At 70.8% G+C, this 21415-nt stretch carries 16 protein-coding genes; 6 read left to right on the forward strand and 10 right to left on the reverse strand.

Annotated features, from left to right (window positions below; translation table 11 throughout):
* Positions 1-181 precede the first annotated feature (181 nt).
* Positions 182-2611: a glycosyltransferase family 4 protein gene (locus tag KY462_15065; GenBank protein MBW3579026.1), complete on the forward strand. Its 2430-nt coding sequence runs from the start codon at positions 182-184 to the stop codon at positions 2609-2611.
* Positions 2612-2617: 6 nt separating this feature from the next.
* Here KY462_15065 and KY462_15070 read toward each other — a convergent pair whose 3' ends face one another.
* The gene (locus tag KY462_15070) at positions 2618-4930 is read right to left on the reverse strand and encodes a glycosyltransferase (GenBank protein MBW3579027.1); all 2313 of its coding nucleotides are present in this window, start codon (positions 4928-4930) and stop codon (positions 2618-2620) included.
* 61 nt (positions 4931-4991) lie between these two features.
* Between KY462_15070 and KY462_15075 the strand changes: the two genes are divergently transcribed.
* The gene (locus tag KY462_15075) at positions 4992-6785 is read left to right on the forward strand and encodes a glycosyltransferase family 2 protein (protein MBW3579028.1); all 1794 of its coding nucleotides are present in this window, start codon (positions 4992-4994) and stop codon (positions 6783-6785) included.
* Here KY462_15075 and KY462_15080 read toward each other — a convergent pair.
* Both KY462_15080 and wecB read right to left on the reverse strand, forming a co-directional pair.
* Positions 6775-7788: a hypothetical protein gene (locus tag KY462_15080; protein ID MBW3579029.1), complete on the reverse strand. Its 1014-nt coding sequence runs from the start codon at positions 7786-7788 to the stop codon at positions 6775-6777. The genes KY462_15075 and KY462_15080 overlap by 11 nt on opposite strands.
* Positions 7788-8897, reverse strand: a complete 1110-nt coding sequence (gene wecB / locus KY462_15085) for a UDP-N-acetylglucosamine 2-epimerase (non-hydrolyzing) (GenBank protein ID MBW3579030.1) — start codon at positions 8895-8897, stop codon at positions 7788-7790. Before wecB ends, KY462_15080 begins: the two co-directional genes overlap by 1 nt.
* Before the next feature lie 58 nt (positions 8898-8955).
* Here wecB and KY462_15090 point away from each other — a divergent pair, with 58 nt between their 5' ends.
* Positions 8956-10119: a glycosyltransferase family 2 protein gene (locus KY462_15090; protein ID MBW3579031.1), complete on the forward strand. Its 1164-nt coding sequence runs from the start codon at positions 8956-8958 to the stop codon at positions 10117-10119.
* Positions 10120-10219: 100 nt separating this feature from the next.
* Positions 10220-12151, forward strand: a complete 1932-nt coding sequence (locus KY462_15095) for a cell wall-binding repeat-containing protein (GenBank protein MBW3579032.1) — start codon at positions 10220-10222, stop codon at positions 12149-12151.
* Positions 12152-12162: 11 nt separating this feature from the next.
* On the opposite strand, the gene KY462_15100 is transcribed toward KY462_15095, so the two are convergent.
* From KY462_15100 to KY462_15110, 3 genes are read right to left on the reverse strand one after another with little or no spacing between them, the layout of a single operon-like run.
* Positions 12163-13119: an NAD-dependent epimerase/dehydratase family protein gene (locus KY462_15100; GenBank protein MBW3579033.1), complete on the reverse strand. Its 957-nt coding sequence runs from the start codon at positions 13117-13119 to the stop codon at positions 12163-12165.
* Positions 13120-13121: 2 nt separating this feature from the next.
* The gene (gene gmd / locus KY462_15105) at positions 13122-14105 is read right to left on the reverse strand and encodes a GDP-mannose 4,6-dehydratase (GenBank protein ID MBW3579034.1); all 984 of its coding nucleotides are present in this window, start codon (positions 14103-14105) and stop codon (positions 13122-13124) included.
* 44 nt (positions 14106-14149) lie between these two features.
* Complete coding sequence (locus tag KY462_15110; GenBank protein ID MBW3579035.1) at positions 14150-15214, reverse strand: glycosyltransferase family 2 protein; 1065 nt, start codon at positions 15212-15214, stop codon at positions 14150-14152.
* Positions 15215-15260: 46 nt separating this feature from the next.
* Here KY462_15110 and KY462_15115 point away from each other — a divergent pair, with 46 nt between their 5' ends.
* Entirely contained in the window at positions 15261-16670 is a 1410-nt protein-coding gene (locus KY462_15115) for an exopolysaccharide biosynthesis polyprenyl glycosylphosphotransferase (protein ID MBW3579036.1), read from the forward strand.
* Between the two features lie 4 nt (positions 16671-16674).
* Here the strand turns inward: KY462_15115 and KY462_15120 are convergent, their stop codons facing one another.
* The 4 genes from KY462_15120 to KY462_15135 are packed head-to-tail and all read right to left on the reverse strand — an operon-like array spanning position 16675 to position 20182.
* Complete coding sequence (locus KY462_15120; GenBank protein MBW3579037.1) at positions 16675-17172, reverse strand: DUF5319 domain-containing protein; 498 nt, start codon at positions 17170-17172, stop codon at positions 16675-16677.
* A gap of 39 nt (positions 17173-17211) precedes the next feature.
* Complete coding sequence (locus KY462_15125) at positions 17212-18240, reverse strand: NAD(P)-dependent oxidoreductase (protein ID MBW3579038.1); 1029 nt, start codon at positions 18238-18240, stop codon at positions 17212-17214.
* A complete protein-coding gene (locus KY462_15130; GenBank protein MBW3579039.1) occupies positions 18237-18980 on the reverse strand; it encodes a glycosyltransferase family 2 protein in 744 nt (247 codons plus the stop codon). The genes KY462_15125 and KY462_15130 overlap by 4 nt, the downstream gene beginning before the upstream one ends.
* Positions 18977-20182, reverse strand: coding sequence for a nucleotide sugar dehydrogenase (locus KY462_15135; GenBank protein ID MBW3579040.1), 1206 nt, complete (start codon positions 20180-20182; stop codon positions 18977-18979). The genes KY462_15130 and KY462_15135 overlap by 4 nt, the downstream gene beginning before the upstream one ends.
* 99 nt (positions 20183-20281) lie before the next feature.
* Here KY462_15135 and KY462_15140 point away from each other — a divergent pair, with 99 nt between their 5' ends.
* Positions 20282-21391: a GuaB3 family IMP dehydrogenase-related protein gene (locus tag KY462_15140; GenBank protein MBW3579041.1), complete on the forward strand. Its 1110-nt coding sequence runs from the start codon at positions 20282-20284 to the stop codon at positions 21389-21391.
* Positions 21392-21415: the final 24 nt, after the last annotated feature.

The following is a 21415-nucleotide window of genomic DNA, read 5'->3' on the forward strand; positions in this document are numbered from 1 at the left end:
GCGGCGGTACCACCTCGGCGAGGTCGACGGGTTCCCTGAGGAGCTACGGCGACTGGTCGATGACCTCAACTGGGCCCTCCACGGCCCGATGGACTACGCCGTGATCGGTTACAAGGCGCCCGGCAGGGCCGACCGCTACGGGCTGCATCAGTAACTGGCGCTGTCAAGGAGGATCCGGACGTTGGTTGACGCGCTCGTCACGACAGCGACACGTCACACCCAGGACGGGACGTACGCGCTGATCCTGTCAGCGTGGAAACACCACCCCGAGGTGACCGTCTACGTCATCGCCTCGGCCGGCGTGGACCTCCCGGGCGACGTGACGGTGTTCGACGCGCACGAGGTGGCACGCGACGCGCCGTTCATCGTGCGCGAGATCCTGGACGCCGAGAACCAGGTGTCGTTCGCGCTGCCGTTCGCGCTCGAACGCGTGCTCGACCAACACGAGTCGGCGGTGTACGTCGCTCCGGGGTGTCTCGTCGCGCACCCGTTCGAGGAACTGACCAAGCTGCTGGCCACCTCGGGCGTGGCACTCGCGTCGCCCGTGCTCGGGGAGGAGATCCACACGCTGACCCCGCACCTGTACAGCTTGACCAGGCGTCGGGAGCTGGTCAGCGACCGCGTGCTCGGCCTCAGCCGGGCCGGGCTCGACTCGGTGGTCGAGTGGCAGGAGACGGTCGCTGAAACGTTCTTCGACGCCTACCAACGGCGACCCGTCGACGTCATCCGTGCTGCCCTCGAGCGGTGCCTCGGACAGGCGCACGTCGCGGTCGCGGGTGAGGCAACGATCACGCATTGGGTCGACTTCGCCGCTATCGAGTCCGGACGCGCGCGGGGAGCGAGCGCCTCGGTCGTGGCGTGCGACGCGCTGATCGCGGTGGCCCGGCAGTCGCTCGCCGAGGACGAAGACGTCACCGAGGTCGCGTGGCAGCTGTTGGCCGACAACGTGCACGACTCGCGTCCGCTCGAGCCGCTGATCGACGTGATCGACCAAGCGGTCCGACTGCTGTGGACGGAGTCGGGAAAGCCCACGCCGTTCGAGACGTTCGCCCGAGACGTCCGCCGGGTATCGGACCCGCTCGGGTACCGCTGGCCGGAAGGCTCGACCGATGCCTTCCGCCGGTGGCTCTACCAGCGCAACCCCCGTGGGCTGACCCGGCTGGCTCACCTCTACTGGCGCGAGCACCTGTTCCACGATCTTCCGAACCCGACGATCGATCCGATCCCGCTCCGGAGATGGAACGACGATCACGCCTTGGAGCGCTTCGGCGCCGACCTGCTCGATCCGACGGTCGAACCGGCACACCCGAGCGACCGTGAGGGGGACGACGAACCGACAGGACTGCGCAACGCCGTCGAGTGGCGACTCAACCTGCTGGCCGGTCTGGTCCCCGGGTACGAGACGCGTCTCAAGCGCAAGCGGCTCGGCCCCGACCCCGGCAAGAAGCGAGGCGTCGCCCCGCCTCGGCGCGTCGAGGTCCGCCGTGAACCGTCGGTCTACGGCCCCGTGCCGCGGCAGCTCTCCGTCATCGGGTGCTTCCGGTCCGAGAGTGGCCTCGGCCAGGCTGCCCGCGCCAGCCTGGCCGCCCTCCGCCACCTCGGGCGACAGTTCAGCTACCTGGACACCAGCGAGATGTACCCATCGCGGAACGCCGTGGAACCCGAACTCGGAGGGCGACGGTTCGGGACGTTCGGTGACGTGAACCTCCTGCACGCCAACGCCGACGAGCTGCTGACGCTGGGCCACCAGGTGTTCCGCTACCGCCTCGCCGGACGGTTCAACGCCGCGATGTGGTTCTGGGAGACCGCGGACCTGCCGGATCGGTCGCGCCCCGCCTTCGATTCCGTGGACGAGCTGTGGGTCGCCAGCGAGTACCTCGCTGACGTGTTCGGTCAGTACGCGAAGGTGCCCGTCCACGTGATCGGGCTGGCCGCCGACCTGCCGGATCCGCGCAAGGTCGACCGGGAGGACTTCCAGCTCAGCGACGACGAGTTCGTCTTCCTGTTCGTGTACGACGCGCTGAGCGCGCACGGCCGGAAGAACCCGGAGAAGACGTTGGAGGCGTACGTCAAGGCGTTCGCCGCCGACGGGTACGAGGGCGTCCGGTTCGTGATGAAGGTCTCGAACCTGAACAAGTTCCCGGCGAGCCAGGCCCGGATACGCGAACTGGCGTCGAGGACCTCGACGATCACCGTCATCGATGAGTACTACCCGCGGAGCCGCGTCATGGATCTGATGTCGGTGGCGGACGCGTACGTATCGCTCCACGCAGCCGAGGGGTTCGGGCTCACGCTGCTCGAGGCGATGGCGTTGGGCACGCCCGCGATCTGCACCGCCTACTCGGGGAACATGGATTTCACCACGGACCACAACTCCTGGTTGGTCGACTTCCAGATGATGAGGACGGACGAGCAGACCGGGCCGTACCCACCAGGATCGATCTGGGCGTCGCCCGACCTCGACAGCGCCATCGACCTCATGCGCCACGTGAGGGACAACCCGGCTGAGGTGGACCGGAAGCGGGAGCACGCCCGCCGGGACGCAGTGCACGCGGCGTCACTGGAACGGTACGCCCAGCGGCTCGACGAACAGCTCCGTCGGGTGCTGTGAGGGGGTTCAGGTGCGAAGCCCGATCGTGGACAGCCGGTCGACGATCCGCGCGGTGAAGTTCTCCAGGCTGTAGGCCTCGATGCGTCGACGCCCCGCCGTGCCCAGCCGTCGGCGGAGGTCGCGGTCGTCTCGCAGCGAGCGGAGGTTTTGCGCCGCCACCTCCACGTCCGGCCGTGCCCATGTCCCCCTGCCGGTGTAGATCTCTCCCGGTCCGCCGGCTGCCGGCACCCGTTCGAACGGCACGAGGAGCGCGGAACCCTCGTCGGTGAAGTCCATGTTCCCCCCGTACGCCGTGACCACACACGGGATCTCCAGCGCCATGGCCTCCGCGATCGTCAGACCGAAACCCTCCGAGGCGTGCAGGGAGAGGTAGACGTCGCTCGCGGCAAGCAGCCCCCACAGCTCCGACCGCGGCAGGTATTCGCCCACGATCGTGACCGGCAAGGTCGCTGTTGCCGCCTCGAGCCGCGCCCACAACGCCGGGAACTTCTCCAGATTGCTCACCTTGAGGGCCAGGTGCGCACCGTCGTAGGACGGGCCGTACGCGGCGGCGAACGCCTCGACGGCGGCCAGCGGGTCCTTCCGCTGCAACCCGGAGTACGCGTCGGACACGTACGACACGACGAACGCGTCCCGCGGCAGACCGAGCCGCGCACGGTCCGCCAGGATGTCGCTGGGTGGGTCGACCGGGAGACCGACCACCGTGACCGGCTTGTCCGTGTGGCGTTCGAACACCGCCTGCAGCAAGGACGTGGCGACCCAAACCTCGTCGACCGCGTCCAACGCGGGCGACCACGAGGGTGGCATCTCCTCCGTCTCCCAGAACCAGAACCCGATGTTCCACGAGGCGGCGAACCGGTACGCCAGCGAGTCGGTGGCGTAGCCCAGGAGCTCGTCGGGGTTCAGGTGGAACACCGTGACGTCGAACGGCGTGCCCCTCGCGGTTGCCGCAGGGACCTCACCCCCCTGGCGGGAGTACACCCGGTCGCTGACGTCCAAGACGGCCGCGGGGATGTTCGCACGCGACAGCGCCTTGCCGGTGGAACGCATCGACTCCCCGAGCCCGCTCTCCGCGCGCGCGTAGCCGACCAGGTTCACGCCCGTCGCCCGTATCGGCCCCGGACGGGGCCGCTCGGAGAGCTGGGGTTCGCTCCGACCCAGCAGGCGACGTGCCCGGCGTGCCGCTCCTCGGAGCAGCCGTCGACCCCCCAATGCGGGTGCGCTGCCGTCCACGGCTGCGAGTGGCTGCAACTCGGCTGCGCGGAGCCAGTCGGAGAAGACCCGCCCCGGCGTCGACGCGGCCGGGAACGACCGACGCAGATCCGGGCGGGCCCAGTACAGGCAGTGAGCGAACCGGGTGGCGCCGCACCCGTCGGGATCGGCGAGCCACGCGACGAAGGAGCGGCCGTCGGTGTCGTCGAACGGGTCCGTCCAGCGAGCCCCCATGGGATCGTTCGCCCGCAACATGCCGCCGGTCACCGTCGGCACAGCGGCGCCGCTTGCGAACGTTCGTCGGGTCGGCCCCAGCGGAGCCCACCTCTGCTCGCGCAACCAGCGGACCGCCCAGGCGCTGTGCGTGCGCCGTTCGATCAGGTCGACGGCGGGTCCGGTCGTGGCGGCGTAGCGGTCGAAGCCGCTGGTGTCCACGACCGCAGGCAGATCAGCGGACGGGTCAAGATCTGACCAGTGCGCGTAGACGAGACCGTGTTCCCAACCGACGACCGGCGATCGTGCGGGAAGGGAGGAGAGGAAGTCCCGTTCCGCGTCGTTCAAGCTCGCTTCCGGCGCCTCCACGTAGGAGTCCAGCATCCAGCGGCCCCACGATCCCAGCAGCGGATCGATCGCCCCGTCGCAGCCGAGACGGATCACCGCTGTGGTGGGTTCCCCGGCCCCAGCCTCGAGCGCGGCACGCAACGAAGGCTTGCGTTCGATCAGGTCGGCGTGAAGTGCGGGCACCAACTCGATGCCTGCACGAGGCCGTTGGGCGAGGGGGCCGACATCGCGGACCAGGCATCCCGCATCCACGAACACGATGGGCGATCCGCTGGTTGACAACAGGCGCGTGAGGAACAACGGGCGCGACAAGGCAACGAGATCGGCGCGGTCGAGCGCGAACGCGACGGACAGCGCCGGTAGCCCGACGTCGTCCAGCGTCCAACGACGGACCCCCGCGTAGCGACGGGTCGACGCGGTGGCGGGGTCGAGGTCGAGGACGTGGACCTCACCAAGCTCGACCAGCGATGCCAGGCTGCGGCCGAGGGGGGCGTCCTCGAGCCGATTCCACTCGACGGCGGTGGCCAGGAGCAAGGTCACGGACATCGCGAGCCTACCGGTGATCACCGTGGGCGGTGGCATCCTTGCGGGGCAGCGTCTCGTTACCGTGACCAGCACGCGAGTCGGCCGGGCAGAGGACGGCGAGGTGTGGTACCGGATCCGGTTACCTGGCGAGCCGCCTGCCGAAGCGCAGTTGACGGCTGCGGCCACGGCGGCCCTGTCGGTTCCCAACGCCACAGAGCTTCGCGTGCACGAGCGCGGTCGGTCTCGTCTCGCACGCTTGCGAGCGCAGAGCCCACCGTTCGTCGAGACGCCGCCCTCGCTGATCGACAGTTGGCACGTCGCGCGGCACCTCGACCGCAAGACCCGCCCCGGCGACGCGCTCGTCGTCTCAGACCGGGCTGGTCTGGCGGGGATGTTCGTCCTGGATCAACGCGTCCGACCCGTCACGGAACGCCGGACCGTCGTCATCGTCGCCGGGTGCGGCACGGGCCTGCGTCTCCTGGCGATCGCGGGGACCTGCACGGCCAGTTCGGAGCGGGAACACGAGATCGACTGGGAGATGGTGGCGTACCGGTGGGCTGACGCGGTCTTGACGTTCTCGGCCGAGGCGGCCGGCCGCCTGGCCGATCAGGGGGTGCAGGCCATCTCGGTACGACCGGGAGGGCAGGACGTCGGTCATCCACCGCCGCGTACGCCGGCCGCGGTGTGGCTGCCCGAGCCGGTGTCGAGACTGAGCCGCTCCGCGGAGATCCTGCGGGCCCTGTCCGCGCTCGACGTCGAAGAGCTCCGTGTCTTTGTCTCATCGGAGGACCGTGACGACGACATCTGGCACGGGACGACGTGGCATGCGCTCGCGGGGGTCCGCGCGGGCATAACGGGGCGCATCGAACGGACAGAGGACCCGCCTGCGGCTGACCTGATCGTGCTGGGGGACCCCTACCGTCTCCCCGACGAACGCGTTGCCGAGGCGCGAGCCGCCGGGACACCGGTGATCGTCGCGGCACAGAGCGCCGCAAGCTCCGTCTGGCCGACCGCCCCCGCGTGGCGTGACGAGGACGAGCTGCTCGCGCTGGTGGATCCCCCCCGTTCCGAGCGAGCGACGTCCCGACCCGGCACGCCGACCGCAGCTGCGCCGCATCAGAGGATCGAACTGCAGCCACCACGGCCGGCGCCCCATCGGGCGTCCCGCGTGTCGGTTGCCGTCCCGGTGTTCCGGGACGTCACGTTCCTCGACGACGCGGTCCGGTCGGTCGTCGCGCAGGCACACGCCGCGTACGAACTGCTGCTCGTCGACGACGGGTCGCGGTCGCTGCAGGTCGATGCGGCTCTCGAGCGGTGGGCGGAGGAACTACCCGGCTTGGTGCGCGTCCTGCGCCAACCCAACCGTGGGGTGAGCGCGGCACGCAACCTGGCGCTGGAGCACATGACCGGGGACGCGTTCGTCTTCGTCGACCAGGACGACGAGCTGCGCCCGACGTTCCTGTCCCGGTGCGCCGAGGCGCTGCGTGCCAACCCGGATATGACCGCTGTGGCCACCTGGACCGAGTTCTTCGGGGCGTACGCCGGCGTGGAGGCCAAGCCCCCCTTCGACGCGCGGGTCGGCATGCGTGAGAACCCGATCGTCTCCACGTGCGTGCTGGTGGACATGGCGGTGCGTGACGCCGGCATCCGCTTCGACCGCGAGCTGGCGTGGATCTACTGCGAAGACTGGGACTTCTGGTCGCGGATCGTGGCGGCCGGCGGGAGGTTCGGGCTCGTGCCGGAGCCGTTGGCCCGCCACCGGGTGCACCCGACGTCGGGCGGACACCAGCGCACGCCGCTGGCGCTCGCGCTGGGCAGAGCCCGGGCGACGTCGCACCTGCGATGCATCGAACCCGGCGGCCCGCTCACTCGGTGAAGCGCCGCCACTTCTCCGTGGCGATCGTCTCCCAACGGTCGATCCAGCCGCGTGCGGCGACGACGGCCTCGTCGCGGCGGTCCAACAGTCGTCGGGCGGCTCGGGCGATCGCGCGGGGATCGTCGGCCTCGGCCACCGTGGTCAGCTCCCACAGGTCGGCGTCGTCGCGGAAGACGCTGCTGGTGCGCGACAGCAGGCACGGCACGCCGGCCAGGTAGCTCTCGACCGGTGACAGCGGGTAGCACTCGGACAGGGTGACGTACAGGTTCACATCCACGCTGCCCTGCAGGCGCACGAAGTCCTCCCAGGGCAGCACGCCGTGCTCGACGACGTCGAGGCGGCCCAGGTACGCCACGTCGGGACGGCGGAGCACGTGCGCGCGCGCCGGCTCCAGCAGCGCCACCGCCCCCAGCTGGGTGACGACGTTCTTCCGCCAGAACGGCTCGGCGAACACCCCGACGTGCGTGCGACCGGCCCCCAGATCCCGCGGCTCGAGCGCCTCGACGCGGGGCGCCCGGTTGGGTACCCACGTCGCCGGGTAGCCCAGCGCCTCGAAGACCTCCGCCATGCCGTCCTTGACGAAGCCGATGCGGTCGACGACGCCGTCGGCGACCAGCGCAGCGACCTCGTCGACGACCGCGGCCTCGTGCGCCTCGCCGCCGTGCTGGGCCATCGACGAGTGCAGCACCACCCGGGTGCCGACTCCACGCTGCGCGAGCCGCCGAAGCAGGCTCGCGGACCCGGGCGGGTAGCCGTGGATGACGACGACACGTACCCCGGCTGCTGTCACCCGGTCCGCCAGTGCATCCGCCGACGCCGCCGCGTCGGCGACCTCGACGACGGGTTCGCCGTGCGCGATCGCGGCGGTCCGGATCCCACGCCACCGCGGATGGCAGACCACCAGAACACCGCCGGCCAGCGCCGACCAGTCGCTGAACAGCGGCCGGGGAAGCGACGGCGGAGGGCTCCCCAGCAGCCGCCGCAGCCGCCACCCCGCGGGCATCAGCGTTCGAACAGCGCGGTCAGCGCGGCGACGGTCCGCTGTGACGCGCTGCCGTCGCCGTAGGGGCTGGGCTCGTCGGCGAGCCGCCCGTGCAGCGCCGCCAGGTCCTGCAACCATCCGCGCGCGATCCGCCCCAGGGCCGGGCCGGGGCGGACCAGCTCCGCGAACGTCCCCAGCACCTCGGGTCGTTCGGTGGAGTTGCGCACGACCACCACCGGGCGCTTGAGGACGCTGGCCTCCTCCTGGATGCCGCCCGAGTCGGACACGAGCATGGCGCACTCGGCGGCCAGCGCCAGGAAACGTCCGTAGCTCAGCGGCGGGGTGGTGATCAGCCGGGTCAGCGCCCCGCCGACTCCAAACGACCGCACCCGCTGCTGGGTCCGGGGATGCACCGGGAGCAGCACCGGGACGGGCAGCGATCGCAGCTCGTCGAGGATCGCTTGCAGGCGTCCGCGGTCGTCGACGTTCTCGGGCCGGTGCAGTGTGGCCAACACGAACGCCGCGGGAGACAGCCCGAAGTTGTCCAGCTCGGCCTTGCGCTCCGCGGGGCCGGGCAGCATCCGCTCGACCGCCTCGACGACCGTGTTCCCGGTGACGACGATGCGACTGGCCGCGACGGCCTCGTCGAGGAGGTTGCGCCGGTTGACCTCGGTCGGCGCGCAGCACAGGTCCGCCAGGTGGTCGGTGACGACCCGGTTGTGCTCCTCGGGCATGGCCCGGTCGAAGCTGCGCAACCCCGCTTCGACGTGCACCAGCGGGATCTGTCTGGCGTTGGCCGCCACCGCCCCGGCCAGGACCGTGTTGGTGTCGCCCTGCACAACGACGGCCGCGGGCGGCTCCGCCGCGAAGTGCTCGTCGAGGCGGCGGATCGCCTCGCCGATCTGATGGCCGCGCGAGGCGCCCCCGATGTCCAGCTGCACGTGCGGTCCCGGCAGCCCGAGCTCGTCGAGGAAGACGCGGGCCAGCTCGTAGGCGTAGTGCTGACCGGTGTGCACCACCCGCGCGGCCGGGCCGAGCAGACGGACCACCTCGGCGAGCTTGACGACCTCGGGGCGGGTGCCGAGCACGACCGCGACACTGGCCGGCGGCAGGTCGTGGTGCTCATCCATCGCTGCCCGATCACGCGAATACGCTGGCGTGCGATCACCACCGTCTGTCCGAGCGCGCATGCTACGGGTCGTCACGTCCGCACTGCAGGCGCCGCTGCTGGCGCTGATCGCCTACAACGCCGTCACCGCGCTGTGGGGGTGGCGGACGCCACCGCCGGCTGCGCCCGGTCCGCGCCGTCGCCGCTTCCGGGTGGTCGTCCCCGCCCACGACGAGGCGGGCGTGATCGAAGGTGTGCTGGGCGACCTCGCGACGCAGGACTATCCGCAGGACCGGTACCGCACCGTGGTGATCGCCGACCGCTGCACCGACACCACCGCGACCGTGGCCAGCGGCTACGCGGAGGTGATCGAGCGCCGTGCCGGCGCGCCCGGGAAGGGCCCTGCCATCGCCGATCACCTCGCCACCGACCCACTCGCGGACGACGAGGCGCTGGTCGTCATCGACGCGGACAACCGCGTCCCGCCGGAGCTGCTGGCACGGTTCGCCGACGAGCTCGCCGCCGGTCACGACGCCCTGCAGGCGTACCTGGACGTCGACAACCCGGACGCTTCCGTGCTGGCGATGGCATCGGCGATCACCTACTGGGCGAGCAACCGCACGGTCCAGCTCGCCCGGCGCAATCTCGGCTGGTCGGCGGACCTCGGCGGGACCGGGACATGTCTCACCGCCGACGCGCTGGCGGCCGCCGGTGGGTTCGGCGCGTCGCTGACCGAGGACCAGGAGCTCGCCGCCCGTCTGGTCCTGGCGGGGCGTCGTGTGACCTGGGTCCACGACCTCCGCGTCCGTGACCAGAAGCCGACCGTCCTGGCGGTGACCATGCGCCAGCGCAGCCGTTGGATGTCGGGGAAGCGTGAGGTGGGTCGCCGCTACGTCGGCGCGCTGGTTCGTCGGGGACTGGCCGACCGGTCGCTGGGGCCGATCGACCTCGCCGTCCGGCTGCTGCAGCCCGGTCGTTCTTTCGTGGCGCTGGTCAGCGCCGTCCTGGCCGCCGCCGCCGCCACCAGGCGATGCCCGCTTGCGTGGCGGGTGTGGGGCGGGGCGGCCGCCGTCCAGTTCACGCTGCCGCTGCCGTTCCTGTGGCGGGACGGGGTTCCTGCCCGCTACCTCGCCCGGTACCCCGTCGTGACGGTCCTGGCCGTGCTGTGGGTCCCGATCCGGGCGCTCAGCCGCCGCACCGACCGCTGGTACCACACGCCCCACCACGGGCGGATCACCACCTGACGTTCAAGTGACCGCTCGCCGGAACCGAAGACGACGCGAGAACACCGGGGCTCGAGGCCCCCGGTCCACCCACGCATCGACGACCACACGGGGACAAGCCATGCGCCTGCGCAGGCTGATCGCCGCCGCGGCGGTCACCGCCAGCGTCACCGTCGCCGTCCCGTCCACGGCGGCCAACCCGGCGACCCCCGCCGGCGGGTACGTCTACGGCGGGATGTACACCGGTGACTTCTGGAACCACGCGGACCAGCTGAACCGCGCCGGGGCGTGGGCGGGGCGGAAGCTGACCTTCTCGGGGATGTTCCACGACCTCACCGAAGACCCCGGCGCGACCGCCCACCTGTTCGAGCAGGGCTGGGCGGCGCAAGCCACCCCGTTCGCCAACGTCAAGGCGGAGGCGTCCGCCGCCCGCATCGCCAGCGGCGAGTTCGACGGGGCGATCAACCGGTGGCGGGACAGCGTCAAGCGTTGGCTGGACCAGGGCGGCGGACGCTCGGCGATCATCGCCCCGCTGCAGGAGATGAACGGCAGCTGGACCCCGTGGGGCTGCGACCCGGCCAGCTTCAAGGCCGCCTACCGCCGCATCGTCGGGGCGTTCCGTGCCACCGGCATCAACGAGACGAAGGTCCGCTGGGCGTACGCGCCCAACGGCTGGTCGGACCCCAAGTGCGGCGACCACAACCTCGCCAGCTACTACCCCGGCGACGACGTCGTCGACCTGATCGCGATCTCCGGGTACAACTACGGCCCGAAGGGCTACCACGGCTGGGAGAGCCCGGCGCAGGTCTTCGGCCCCTACCTCGACGAACTCCGGACGTTCGCGGCGCACAAGCCGTTCATGATCGCCCAGACCGGTGTCGCGCCCCAGGGTGGCGACCGCGACCAGTGGCTCCGCGACGCCTACGCGTTCCTCGCCGCCGATCCCAACGTCGTGGGGATCGTCTACTTCAACATCGACAAGACGGCCTGGGGCGGCAACGAGTGGGACTGGCGCATCTGGTACGGCGACCGCGGCATCGCCGGGTTCCGCGACGCCATGACCTCCACCCGCACGGCGTACGCCTGGCCGCTGCGGAGCTGGTTCCGACCCGGGCCGCTGCGGTTCGGTCCCATCGAGCGGGTGTACGGCACCAACCGGATCCTGACAGCCATCGCCCTGTCCGGTCGCACCTACGGCACCGCCCCCGCCGTCGTCGTCGCGCCCGAGCACGTCTACGGCCCGGCGCTGCTGGGTGGTCCGCTCGCGGCCAAGCTCGGCGGTCCGGTCCTGCTGACCTCGCCCCACGGCCTCAACGACGAGACCCTCGCCGAGATCCGGCGGCTGGGCGCCGGGACCGCGTACGTGGTCGGCTCCACGGCCGACATCTCTGCGGCGGTCGACCAACGTCTGACCGCGGCGGGCGTCGCGACCCACCGCGTCGGCGGGGGCAACGTCTTCGACGTGGCCCGCAACGTCGCGCACCTGGTCGGTGGGCACGACGCCTACGTCGTGGAGGGCGACAACCCCGACCCGCGTCGCGGCTGGCCGGACGCCATCGCGGTCTCGGGTCTGGCGGCCGCCCAGCGACGTCCCATCCTGTTCGTCGAGGCCGACCGCCTCCCCGACGAGACCCGGCTAGCGATCCGTGAACTGCGGCTGCAGCGCGCGACGATCGTCGGCGGGACCGCTGCGGTCTCCGACGCGGTCGCCCAAGCCATCGCAGCCGAGAACGTGGGCGTGGCGCGGGTCAAGGGCACCACGCGGTACGAGACGTCGCGTGCGGTGGCGGACGTGTCGACGCAGGCGGGGTTGCGGGCCGCGCGGACCTACCTGGCCACCGGGGAGAAGTTCCCCGACGCGCTGGCTGCCGGCCCGGTTGTCGCCGCCGACGGCGGCGTGCTGCTGCTGGTCAGCGGCGCCAACATGGAAGGATCCACGCAGACCCGTGACTGGCTCCGCGCGCACCCGTTCGAGCGGGTGCGCCTGGTCGGCGGTCGGGCGGTGATCACCGAGCACGTCGAAGGAGAGACCCTCGGCGTGGTGTCTGACTAGGAGGACTACGACTAGGCGAGCGAGCGGTAGGCCTCCACCGTCTCGCCGAGCCCGTCGGTCAGCGCGGTCCCCGGCTCGAACCCCAGAGCGCGCAGCGCCGTGGTGTCGAGCACGCGGAACGGCGGCCCTGCCGGCTTCGAGGGATCGAAGCGCACGTCGAGCGAGGGATCGACGATCGCGCGGATGGTCTCCGCCAGTCGGCGGATGCTGACCGGATCCGCGCTGTCGATGTTGTAGACGCTGCCGTTCTCGGCCCGCTCGAGGATGGTCACGACGGCCCGTGCGGCGTCGCGAACGTGGATGAAGCTCCTGATCACGTCGCCAGCGCCCCAGACGCGCAGCGTCCCGCCCGGCGCTGCATCGACGGCCTTCTTCACCAACGAGTGCACCACGGTGGAGCGCTCCGGGTCGAACGTCGCCCCCGGCCCGTAGACGTTGGCGAACCTGCCGATCACCACGCGGCCGATCCGCGCCGAGTACCACTGGGCGATCGCCTCGTCGGTCAGCTTCGACCACGCGTACCCGGTGGCGCCCGGGTGGCCCGGCTCGATCTTCGGCGCGTCCTCGGTCATCGGGCGCGGCTGAGCGGAGGCGTACACCACCGCGGACGACGCCGCGTACACCGCTCCGACGTCCGCCCGCAACGCCGCGTCGAACACCTGCCGTGTGATCCGAACGTTGTCGACGAACAGGCCGGCGTGGTCCGCCTGCTGCATCTGGATCCCACCGGAGCGAGCGGCCAGGTGCACGACCGCGTCGACCCCCTCGACCGCGTGGTAGACGATGTCGTCCTCGCCCAGGACCGCCTCCACGACCGCCGCCGGGACGTCGATCCGGTCGTCGCTGTGTGGCGTGTGCACCACCGTGACATCGGCGCCCGCCGCGGCCAACTCCCGGGTGACGTAGCGCCCGATGAACCCGCTGCCACCGGTAACGAGGACCTTGCGCCCCGCCAAGGACGTCGACACCGCTAGACGTCGATCCCGTAGGCACGGCAGTCTGCGCGGACCATGTCTGCGACAAGCTGTTCGAACGACATCGTCGGCTCCCAACCGATGGTCTGTCGGGCGCGGGTCGGATCGCTCTGCAGATAGTCGACCTCGGCGGGGCGGAACAGACGCTCGTCGATGACCACGTGGTCGTGCCAGTCGACGTCGACCATCGCGAAGGCCAGGTCGAGGAACTCGCGGATGGTGTGGCTCTCACCAGTACCGACCACCAGATCGAGGGGCTCGTCGTGAGCGACCATCAGGTGCATCGCACGCACGTAGTCGCGCGCGTGCCCCCAGTCGCGTCGCGCGTCGAGGTTGCCCAGGCGCAAATCCTTGATCTCACCGGTCAGGATCCGAGGGATGTGGCTCGTGACCTTCCGCGTCACGAACTCCTTGCCGCGCCGCGGGCTCTCGTGGTTGAACAGGATCCCGTTGCTGGCGTGGAGCCCGTAGGCCTCCCGGTAGTTCGCGGTCGCCCAGAAGGCGTACACCTTGGACACGGCGTACGGGCTCCGGGGATGGAAAGGGGTCTCTTCGTTCTGGGGTGGTGGTGCCGCGCCGAACATCTCGCTGCTGGAGGCCTGGTAGAAGCGGATGCTGGGATCGACCTTCCGGATGCTCTCCAGGAGGCGGACGGCACCGAGTCCCGTGATGTCACCAGTGGTGATCGGCATGTCGAACGACGCGCGGACGTGTGACTGCGCCGCCAGGTTGTAAATCTCATGGGGTTCGACCTCCTCGACCAGACGCAACAACGAGAAGGCGTCTCCGAGGTCAGCGACGTGGAGGTGAACACGTGGCTGTTGACCGACCAGCAGGTGACCGACACGGGTGGCGGCGATGTCACTGGTCGTTGTGCGCACGATGCCGTGGACCTCGTACCCCAGGTCCAACAGGTGCTCGGCCAGGTACGACCCGTCCTGCCCGGTGACTCCCGTGATCAGCGCCCGACGCCCCGCCATAAACGCTCCGTCCTTCTCGCGAGGCGGACTGTAGCGGTGTGCACTCACCGGTCCGGCTGACGCAGGTGGCGCACGGGGCGCGGCCCCGACACCATCCCCACGACCAGCCCCGCGCCGTACGCCAGATGCATGATCGCCACAGCCGCCGCGACCCGCACCGCCCCGGCGAGGGGGTCTGCGCACCCGGCGGCGACCGTTGCAACCACCAGCACCCACGCCCCGGTGACGGCCGCGAACGGCCACCACACGCCGGCGGCGACCCCGACGGCGACGGTTGCCACCAAGCCGACCACCAGCCCCAGCGGGGCGGCCGGACGCCACGACGGCCAGCGCCCGTTGAGCCACAGCAGTTCGCCTTTGCCGCGCCCGTACCGCCAGCTCTGTTGGGCGAACGCCCGTGGCGTCTCGCGCGGGCGGTAGGTGCAGCGGATAGCCGGGTCGAGCAGGATCGTGCGGCCCTGACGGCGCCAGCGGTGGTAGAGGTCGGCGTCCTCCGCGACGCCTGACGGCAGGGCGCGGTACCCGCCGGTGGCCAGGAAGTCGGCGCGGCGGTACGCGCCGAGGTAGACGGTGTCCGCCAGCTGACGCTGCGACGCGTGGTGGAACCTGCCCGGCCCGATCGCCAGCGGCGAACGCATCACCGCGGCGACGGCCTTGCCGAACGGTGTCGTTCCCAGCGGCAGGAGGTTGCCCCCGACCGCGACGGCGTCGCAGCTCAGCAGCGCCTCGACCGAGCGGCGGACGTAATCGGGTGGGTAGGCGGTGTGCCCGTCGGCGCGGACGACGATGTCGCCGGATGCGACCTGGGCTGCCAGGTTCAGGCCGTCGGCCTGGACCCGGTGGGGGTTGTGGACGACGACCAGGTCGGGGAGCCGGGGCTGCCAGGCGGCGAGCCGCTCCAGCGTCCCGTCGGTCGAACCGCCGTCGGCCACGACGATCTGGACGCGACCACGGTGATCCTGCGCGGCCAGCGACCCCAGGACCTCGTCGATGTGGTCGGCCTCGTCCAGGACCGGCAGCAGGATCGACACCGACCTGCCGGCCGCCGTCGTCTCACCCGAGGTCCGCACGGCCGCGAGCGTACGGCCGATTCCCCGGTAACCCGACATTCGTCGGTATCCTCCACCCGTGAGGGGGCAACCGGGGAGACCTCGAGTGGCGCAGCGGCAGCGTTCACACCGCCCGGCCCGCACACCGAGGACTGCGCCAGCGGATCTGCCGCTGCTGACCCGGCTGAACGAGCGCGGGTTCCGACTGGTGCAGGCCGCCGACGCCGTGGCGGTGTTCTGCATCCTGGTGGCGACCAACCTGGTGCGCTTCGGTTGGGAGACGTGGGATCCCGGCCCGGGGGCGAGCTACGACCGGGGTGATTACCTGCTGTCGTTCGCGGTGGCCGCCGCCATCCACGTCGCCGTGTACTACTTCGGCGGGTTGTACGAACGCGAGCCCCGCCTGGGGTTCCCGCCGGCCCTTCCGCGGGCAGTTCCGCTCACGGTGGTGGGGGTCCTGCTGACCGGTCTGGTGGTGATGGCGACCAGCGGCGCGGGGGTGCGTGTGCTGCCCTTCCCGACGATCAACCTGGGTGTGCTGGCGGTGCTGGGTTCGGTCGCGGTCGCGGCGAACCGGCGTGCGGTGCACCTGGTCCGGCTCAACCGCCAGGGACCACCCCGCGTCCTGCTCGTCGGCGCGCCCGACGAGGTGAACGTCGCCCGGCAGCACATCCGCGACGCCAACCACGCCGAACTGGTCGGCTCCACGTCGACCACCGAGGACCTGCTCGAACAGGTGGAGCGCCATCGAGCCACCGATGTCGTCCTGCTGTCGGGCCGCTGGCTGGATTCGCTCTACCCGACGCTGCTCAACCGCCTGGAGCGCAAGGGCGTCACCGTCCTGCAACGGGTCACCGCCAAGGACACCCTGTTCGGCCTGCAAGGGGTCCGCGAGGTCGGTGGCATGCCGTTCGTCCTGCTGCGCAACCAGACCCTCCCGGTCTCGCGCGCACGCTTCAAGCGGGTCTTCGAGCTCATCCTGCTCGCGGCGCTGTCTCCGACTTTGCTGCCGCTGTTGGGCGCGGTCGCCGTCTACCAGCTGATCGTCGTCGGTCGACCGATCCTCTTCTGGCAGGAACGCGTCGGGAAGGACGGCCGACCGTTCGAGATGGTGAAGTTCCGCACCATGTACCCATCCGCCGAGGAGGACGGCGCCCCGCGGCTCGCCACGTACGACGATCCGCGCATCATCTCGGCGTGCCGCTGGGTGCGGGCCATGCGCCTCGACGAGCTACCGCAGCTGTGGAACATCCTCCACGGCGAGATGTCGCTGGTCGGGCCGCGCCCCGAACGGCCGCTGCTGACCGCACAGTTCGAGGAGCTCATCCCCGGCTACACGCGCCGCTACGAGATCCCGCCGGGGATCACCGGGCTGGCGCAGGTCCACGGCCGGTACGACACCGACCCCGAGTACAAGCTGGGCTACGACCTGCAGTACCTCGTGAACTGGTCACCGGTGCTGGACCTCGAGATCCTGCTGCGGACCGTGTGGGTGGTGGTCGCCCGCCGGATCTGAAACCTCACCCGGGCAGGCCGGCTGCTCGGAGCACCGCGTCGACGTCGGGCACACCCCGCCCCGTCAGGACCCGACGCAGCCGCTCACGGAGCAGCGGCGTTCCGCAGCGGGGGCAGAAGTTGCCTTCGCGCAGCTGCTGCGGGATCAGCCACCGGCAGCGCGGGCACGCGTCGACGTCCACCCGTTCGTGGACGCCGACGTCTGCCAGCGCGTCGACGTACCCGCGCGCGTACTCCCACGGGACGTACTGGTCGGGCTCGGGTGCGAACGCCGGCTCGTGGACGGGCGTCTCGCCGGTCTCGAGCAGCGCCTGCAGGTTCTCCCGCAGCATCGCCCACGGGTAGAAGTGCTCCTCCTCGCAGTCGTGACAAAACACCGACACGCCGCGGTAGCCCTCCGCCGCGAACGTGTCCTCGAACCTCGACAGGTCCTGCAGGTCCTGGCGGACCAACGCCGACTCGTGATCGTCGAGCCGAGGCTCCTCATCGAACTCGTCAGCCATGTGACCAGTCTGGCACCGTGTCGAGTCGGCTGCAGCAGGTCAGATCCGGCCGTCCTCGATCGCGTCGACGATCCAGGGGATGACCTCGTCGAGCATGTCGTCGAGGGAGGTGGTCGCCTCCCAGCCCAGCAGCTGACGGGCTTTGTCGACCGCCGGGATGCGCTTGGCGACGTCATGCTCGAACGGCTCGTCCGACACCCAGCGGAACGGGACATTGGGGCCTTTGAGCTTGCGCCAGATCAGCTCGGCCAGCTCCAGCACGGTCGTGGACGCGGCGGTGGACAGGTTGAAGTCCTGGTTGCGCGCCGCGGGATGGGTCATGGCGGTCGCGATGCCACGGGCCAGGTCGCCGCCGTAGGTGTAATGGCGCACCTGCCGCCCGGATCCCAGGATGTGTAGCGGATCCTGGCCCCGGACGATCTTCTGCACCAGGTCGGGGACCACGTGGCTCATGGCCAGCTTCACGTCCCCGCTGGTGATCTCCACGTCCCCGCGGGCGCGAGCCTCACCGATCCCCACGCAGTTGAACGGCCGCACGATCGTGTACGGCAGCTGGTGTTGGTCCCACGCCGCGCGGGCGAAGTACTCTACCGCCAGCTTCTGGAAGCCGTACGACGACGCCGGCGGCGGGATGTGGCGTTCCTGGCCTTCGTGCGACGGCCAGCAGGTGGTCGATTCGAACACCATGGACGACGACAGGTAGGTGACCTTTTCGAGCGGGGCGCCGTCGCGGTGGCGACGGATCGCGGCGTCGCAGGTCGCGGCGGTGATCCGCTCGTTGGTGGCCAGCAGGTCGTAGGCGTAGGTGTGGAAGTAGGAGATCCCCCCGATCATCGCCGCCCCGGCGATCAGGTGCTGGCACCCTTCCAGGAGGTCGTACACCAGGTCGGCGTCGCGAGCGTCGCCCTCGACCAGCCGGTAGCGGGGATGATCGTGGTAGGACCTGGTGACCGGGCCGTACTTGGAGTGGTCGTCGAGGCCCAGCACGTCCAAGCCACGGTCGAGGAGCTCGGCGACCACGTACCCGCCGATGAACCCCGACGCTCCGGTCACCAGGACCCGGCTCACCGGGCCGTCCGCTCGGCCTGGGCACGTACCTCCTCGACCGACAGCCGTGGACCGAACGCGAACAGGTACCAGCGCAGGTAGCGGGGAATCCACGCCAGCAACCGGAAGTGCGACACGCCCTGGTCACGGTCCAGCCAGATCGTGGGAATCTCGGCGACGGGCAAGCGCAGCCGCCGCGCTTTGGCCACGAGCTCCAGGCCGATCTCGAACCCGGAGCGGCTGTGGATCCCGACCTGCTGCACGAACTCCCGCGAGTAGGCCTTGAACGAGTTCGTCGCGTCCCGCGTCCCCACCCGCGCGAACCACGCGAGCGTCAACCCGGCCAGCTTGGACAGGAACCCCTTCAGCCACGGCCCACCGACCTGCTGACCGGCTGGCATGTACCGCGAGGCAGCCGCCACCACCACGCCCCGCTCGACCAGGCGCGTCAGGTCGTCGATCTGACGCGGGTCGTCGCTGCCGTCGGCCATGGTCACGACCACCACCCCAGCCGACGCGTGATCGAACCCGAAGCGGATCGCGTTGGCGGGGCCCGGCCCGTAGGTGTTCACCGCCGGGGTGACCCGCGGCTCCTTCTCGGCGTAGGTCTCGACCACCTCGACGGTCGGGTCGCCCGGCCGGTCCACGACGACCACGGCCTCCCACGGAAACGTCACCGACTCGAACAGCCGGTCGAGGACGGGGACGATCTCGTCGCCCTCGTCGTAGGCGGGGATCACCACCGACACCCGTGGGTTCACACGCGGACCCCGCGCCCGACGACGTTCCAGATGTCGGCGACCGGGAGGTCGGTCTCGAGCCCGCGGTAGGCGTCGTGCGGGGCGCCCACGATCAGCAGGTCGGAGCGCTGCAGCACCTCCTCCTGCGGGATGAGGTCGTCGTCCACCGTCACGTGCGGGTCGGTGGTCAGCACGTCGGCGGCCTTGAACTTCAGGATCCGTTTCAGCTTGTAGCTCAAGCTCGCACGGATGTCGTCCGACTCGCCCTTGAACGCCATCCCGAGGATCCCCACCGTCATCGCGGCCAGGTCGAAGCGCTCCTCCAGGCGTGCCACGACGTACAGGGGCAGGCCCTCGTTGACCAGCGTCGCGGCGTGCCCCAGCGTGAAGTTGTTGTTGTTGAACGCGGCGAGCTGCATGGTGTCTTTCAACAGGCACGGGCCGGCCGCGAACCCCGCCGGTGGCACGTCGGCGGCGCGCGGGTAGTCGTAGGCCAGCGCCTGGCGGATCCGCTCGAAATCCAAGCCGAAATCGTTGGCCATCATGTACAGCTGGTTGGCCGTGGCGAACTTGATGTAGCGCCAGACGTTGGTGAACAGCTTGGCGAGCTCCGCCTCCTCTGGCTCGAGGGTGACGATCGTGTCGGTCAGGACCCGGAACAGCTTCTCGGCGCGGGAACGGGCACGGTCGGTCCGGCCGGCGACGATCTGTGGCAGCTCGTACAGCTCGACCATCGCGCGGCCCTCAGCGATCCGTTCGGGACAGAACGCCACGTCCGCATCGACGCCGAGGTCACCCAACATGCGCTCCACCATGCCGGTGACCCCGGGGTACACGGTGCTGCGCAACACCACCAGCTGCCCGTCGCGGAGGTGCTCGCTGCACCGGCCCAGCGCCCGCGGGATCGCGTTCGGATCGGGGTTGAGATGCTCGTCGACGGGCGTGCCGATGACCACGACGACGTGCTCGGCGGTCCCCACGGAGGCGTCTTCGGTTGTGGCGTGCAGCAGGCGATCGCGGTTCGCGCGGCGGAGCGGCTCCTGGGCGCCGGCTTCGGCGAACGGCAACCTGCCGCTGTTGACCGTCGCGACCGCCTCGGGATCGATGTCGTACAGCACGGTCCGCATGCCCCGGTCCGCGAGCGCGATGCCCAGCGGCAGCCCCACGTGGCCGCACCCGCCGATGATCACGACGTCGTTGGGGAAGGAGGCTGCGCTGCTCATAGCACTCCCGTCTTGGCAGAGGTGCAGTGTGGCACGCCGGGGCGCCAGCGGCCGCATCGGCGGTGACCCTACGCTCGGGCCGGCGGCGCGGGAGGGACCGTGCGAGAGGTCGAGATCGGTCCGGGACGCCGGGCCCGTGCTGGCTATGCGTTGGACGACGTGACCCTGGTCCCATCGCGTCGTAGCCGCAGCGTCGGCCTGGTGGACGTGTCCTGGCAGCTCGACGCCTATCCGTTCGAGCTGCCGGTGCTGTCCGCCCCGATGGACGCCGTGACCTCACCGGCCACGGCACGGCTGGTCGGCGAGCTCGGCGGTCTGGGCGTGCTGAACCTGCAGGGGCTGTGGACCCGGTACGACGACGCCGAGAACGTGCTCGCCGAGGTCGCGTCGCTGCAGCCGGGGCCGGACGCGACGGAACGCTTGCAGGAGTTGTACGCCGCCCCCGTCCGCGACGACCTGATCGGGCGGCGGGTCGAGGAGCTGTCGACCCACGGCCTGGCAGCAGCGAGCCTCACGCCACAGCGTGTCGAGCGCTACCACCGGGCCGCGCTGGAAGCCGGACTGGACCTGTTGGTGGTGCAGGGTGTGGTGGTCACGGCCCAGTACGTCGGACGCGACGGCGAGGAACCCCTCGACCTCAGAGCGTTCACGGCGCGGTACGACATCCCCGTGCTGGTCGGTGGGGTCGCATCCGCGAAGTCCGCCCTGCATCTGATGCGCACCGGGGCGGTGGGGGTCCTGGTCGGGGTGGGGGTGGGCAGCGTGTCGACCACCACGGCCGCGCTCGGCGTCGGCCGGCCGCAGGCGACCGCGATCGCCGAGGTCGCTGCGGCCCGTGCGCGCTACCTCGCAGAATCCGGCCGGTACGTGCACGTCATCGCCAGTGGCGGGATCCGTACCGGCGGGGACCTCGCCCGGGCGATCGCGTGTGGGGCCGACGCGGTGATGCTGGGTCGTCCGCTGGCTGCTGCGCACGAGGCCCCCGGCGGCGGGGCGTACTGGGGGTACTCCGCAGCGCACCACGAGCTGCCCCGCGGTCAGCTGACCCGGGTGGAAGCGCTGGGGACGTTGGCGCAGATCCTGACCGGCCCCGCGCACCGCGACGACGGCACGGTCAACCTGGTCGGCGGGCTGCGTCGGGCGATGGCCGTCTGCGGGTACGAGGACCTCAGAGGCTTCCAACGCGCCGAGCTGGCGGTGCGCTGCTGATGGTCAGCTGTTCAGCGGTCCCCG

Source organism: Actinomycetota bacterium, assembly GCA_019347675.1.
Taxonomy (GTDB): Bacteria; Actinomycetota; Nitriliruptoria; order Nitriliruptorales; family JAHWKO01; genus JAHWKW01.

What these genes read in the sequence shown, in the direction of transcription:
- KY462_15070 (MBW3579027.1), bottom strand. Translation starts at nt 4,930, where the DNA reads ATGTCCGTGACCTTGCTCCTGGCCACCGCCGTCGAGTGGAATCGGCTC.
- KY462_15080 (MBW3579029.1), bottom strand. Translation starts at nt 7,788, where the DNA reads ATGCCCGCGGGGTGGCGGCTGCGGCGGCTGCTGGGGAGCCCTCCGCCG.
- wecB (MBW3579030.1), bottom strand. Translation starts at nt 8,897, where the DNA reads ATGGATGAGCACCACGACCTGCCGCCGGCCAGTGTCGCGGTCGTGCTC.
- KY462_15090 (MBW3579031.1), top strand. Translation starts at nt 8,956, where the DNA reads ATGCTACGGGTCGTCACGTCCGCACTGCAGGCGCCGCTGCTGGCGCTG.
- KY462_15095 (MBW3579032.1), top strand. Translation starts at nt 10,220, where the DNA reads ATGCGCCTGCGCAGGCTGATCGCCGCCGCGGCGGTCACCGCCAGCGTC.
- gmd (MBW3579034.1), bottom strand. Translation starts at nt 14,105, where the DNA reads ATGGCGGGGCGTCGGGCGCTGATCACGGGAGTCACCGGGCAGGACGGG.
- KY462_15110 (MBW3579035.1), bottom strand. Translation starts at nt 15,214, where the DNA reads ATGTCGGGTTACCGGGGAATCGGCCGTACGCTCGCGGCCGTGCGGACC.
- KY462_15120 (MBW3579037.1), bottom strand. Translation starts at nt 17,172, where the DNA reads ATGGCTGACGAGTTCGATGAGGAGCCTCGGCTCGACGATCACGAGTCG.
- KY462_15135 (MBW3579040.1), bottom strand. Translation starts at nt 20,182, where the DNA reads ATGAGCAGCGCAGCCTCCTTCCCCAACGACGTCGTGATCATCGGCGGG.